3 protein-coding genes are annotated in these 3,201 nt (G+C 65.7%); 2 read left to right on the forward strand and 1 reads right to left on the reverse strand.

Annotated features, from left to right (window positions below; all coding sequences use genetic code 11):
• The coding region (locus VNT00_RS14510; protein ID WP_325588691.1) for an amidase family protein at positions 1-1,141 on the forward strand (1,141 nt) is incomplete at its 5' end.
• Positions 1,141-2,610 (forward strand): Asp-tRNA(Asn)/Glu-tRNA(Gln) amidotransferase subunit GatB, encoded by a 1,470-nt coding sequence (gene gatB / locus VNT00_RS14515; protein ID WP_325588693.1) that lies wholly within the window; start codon positions 1,141-1,143, stop codon positions 2,608-2,610. The genes VNT00_RS14510 and gatB, both read left to right, overlap by 1 nt.
• Before the next feature lie 82 nt (positions 2,611-2,692).
• Here gatB and pyrE read toward each other — a convergent pair.
• Positions 2,693-3,201: orotate phosphoribosyltransferase (gene pyrE, locus VNT00_RS14520; protein WP_325588695.1), on the reverse strand; the 509-nt coding region annotated here is incomplete at its 5' end.

Raw genomic sequence — 3,201 nt, forward strand, 5'->3', positions numbered from 1 at the left:
CATGGGTTCGGGCAACGAAAACTCCGCTTTCGGCCCCGCGCGCAACCCCTGGAACCCCGACACCGTCCCCGGCGGCTCGTCGGGTGGATCCGCCGCGGCCGTCGCCGCGGGCCTGGTGCAGGCAGCCACCGGCACCGACACCGGCGGGTCGGTGCGCCAGCCCGCCGCCCTGTGCGGCGTCAGCGGCATCAAGCCCACGTATGGCACGGTTTCGCGCTTCGGCATGGTGGCCTTCGGCTCCAGCCTGGATCAGGCCGGCCCCATCGCGCGCAACGCCCTGGACCTGGTCGAACTGCTCGACCCCATGAGCGGCTTCGACGAGCGCGACTCCACCAGCCTGCAATCCTGCGACGGCGCCGCCAACCAGGCCGGCCGCATCCGCAACGAATTCGATGCCGCCGCCGCGCAGCACAAGGCCGCCGGCGCCCGCCCCCTGGAAGGCCTGCGCATAGGCGTGCCCGAAGAATTCTTCAATGAAGGCCTGGCCGACAATGTGGCACAGGCGGTGGAAAACGCCCTGAAAACCTGCGAATCCCTGGGCGCACGGCGCGTCGGCATTTCCCTGCCCCGCACCAGGCTGTCGATTCCGGCCTACTACGTCATCGCCCCGGCCGAAGCCTCAAGCAATCTTTCCCGCTACGACGGCGTACGCTACGGCCACCGCGCGCAAACCTACACCGACCTGGCCGACATGACCAGCCGCTCGCGCGCCGAGGGCTTCGGCCCCGAAGTCCGGCGGCGCATCCTGGTGGGAACCTACGTTCTGTGCCACGGCTATTACGACGCCTATTACCTGCAGGCCCAGCGCGTGCGCCGAATGATCGCCAACGATTTCCAGCAGGCCTTCGCCGGCCAATGCGACGTCATCATGGGCCCGGTCACGCCCACCGTGGCCAAGCGCATCGGCGACAACCGCGAAGACCCCACGGCGGACTGGCTGGCCGATATCTACACTCTGGGCGTCAGCCTGGCGGGCCTTCCCGCCATGTCCATTCCCTGCGGCTTCAGCGCCGACGCCAGCCCCCTGCCCATCGGGCTGCAGATCATCGGCAATTATTTCCGCGAAGGCCAGCTGCTGGCCATCGCCGACAGCTTCCAGCAGGCCACCGACTGGCATCAACGTAAACCGGAACAAAAATAATGGAATGGGAAATTGTGATCGGGCTGGAAACCCACACCCAGCTCTCGACCGAATCAAAAATCTTTTCGGACAGCAGCACCCGGTTTGGCGCCCAGCCCAATACCCAGGCCAATGAGGTGGACATGGCCCTGCCGGGCAGCCTGCCCGTCCTGAACCGGGGCGCGGTCGAACGCGCCATCCAGCTGGGCCTGGCCGTGGGCGCGCACATCGCGCCGCGCTCGATCTTCGCGCGCAAAAACTATTTCTATCCCGACCTGCCCAAGAACTACCAGATCAGCCAGTTCGAAATTCCCGTCGTGCAGGGCGGCACCATCAGCTTCTTCGTCGGCGACGAGGAAAAAACCGTCAACCTGACACGCGCCCACCTCGAGGAAGACGCCGGCAAGTCGCTGCACGAGAACTTCACGGGCCCGCACGGCGAATCGTCCACCGGCATCGACCTGAACCGCGCTGGAACCCCCTTGCTGGAAATCGTTTCCGAACCCGAGATGCGCTCCGCCGCCGAGGCGGTGGCCTATGCCCGCGCCCTGCACGGCCTGGTGGTATGGCTGGGCATCTGCGACGGCAATATGCAGGAAGGTTCTTTCCGCTGCGACGCCAACGTTTCCGTTCGCCCCAAGGGCCAGGCCGAGTTCGGCACGCGCTGCGAAATCAAGAACCTGAACTCCTTCCGCTTTCTCGAGCGCGCCATCCAGTACGAAGTGCGCCGCCAGATCGAACTTATCGAAGACGGCGGCAAGGTGGTGCAGGAAACCCGGCTGTACGATGCCGACCGCGACGAAACCCGCAGCATGCGCACCAAGGAAGACGCGGACGACTACCGCTACTTCCCCGACCCCGACCTGCCCCCGCTCGTCATCGCCCCCGAATGGATCGAACAAGTGCGCGCTGGCATGCCCGAGCTGCCCGCCGCCAAGCGCGCGCGCTTCGAGTCGGAACTTGGCCTGACCGGCTACGACGCCGCCCAGCTCACCATGGATCGCTCCTACGCCGCCTACTTCGAAGAAGCCGCGCTGGCATTGCCGCAAGGCCAGGCCAAGCTGGCCGCCAACTGGGTGCTGGGCGAGCTTTCCGCCGCCCTGAACCGCGACGAAAAAACCATCGATGAAAGCCCCGTCAAGCCTGCCGCGCTGGCGGCCCTGATCGGACGCATCATCGACGGCACCATCTCCAACAAGATCGCCCGCGACGTCTTCGCGGCAATGTGGGCAGGTGAGAACGGCGGCGCTCCCGACGCCATCATCGAGGCGCGCGGCCTCAAGCAGATCAGCGACACCGGCGCCATCGCCGCCATGGTCGACGAAGTACTGGCCGCCAATCCCGCCATCGTCGCGGAATACCACGCCGGCAAGCAAAAAGCCTTCAATTCCCTGGTCGGCCAAGTCATGAAGGCCGCCAAAGGCAAGGCCAACCCGCAACAGGTCAACGACCTGCTCAAGGAAAAACTAGGCACGCCCGAAAACGGCTGACGGCGCGGGCGGCCTCGGCAACGCCGAGGCCGCAGCGACCTGAACAAAATTGACCAAGCCAAAACGGCCGGCTCAAGAAAGACTATTCCGACACGCCATACTTGTTCCGATAAGCCGCCACAGCCTCCCGATGCTCGGCAAGATGGGCGTCATCATCCAGCAGCGCCATGATGTCGCTCAACGATGCGATGCAGACCACCGGTATCCCGTAGGTCGCCGCCACGTCCTGCACCGCCGAATGCCTGGACAGCGCATCGTCCGCGCCAGCGCGCTCCATGCGGTCCAGCGCAATGAGCACCGCCGCCGGCGTGGCCTTGGACTGCCGGATTATTTCGACCGACTCGCGCACCGAAGTCCCCGCGGTAATCACGTCGTCGATAATGACCACCCGCCCCTCCAGCGGCGCCCCCACCAGCACCCCGCCCTCGCCGTGATCCTTGGCTTCCTTGCGGTTGAACGCAAAAGGAATGTCGCGCCCGTGCATGGCCTCTTGTTCGCCCAGCGCCACCGCGGTCGCCGTGGCCAGGGGGATGCCCTTGTAGGCGGGCCCGAACAGCATGTCGAACTCGATGCCCGAATCCACCAGAGCCT

Source organism: Eoetvoesiella sp. (assembly GCF_035555955.1).
Taxonomy (GTDB): Bacteria; Pseudomonadota; Gammaproteobacteria; order Burkholderiales; family Burkholderiaceae_B; genus Eoetvoesia.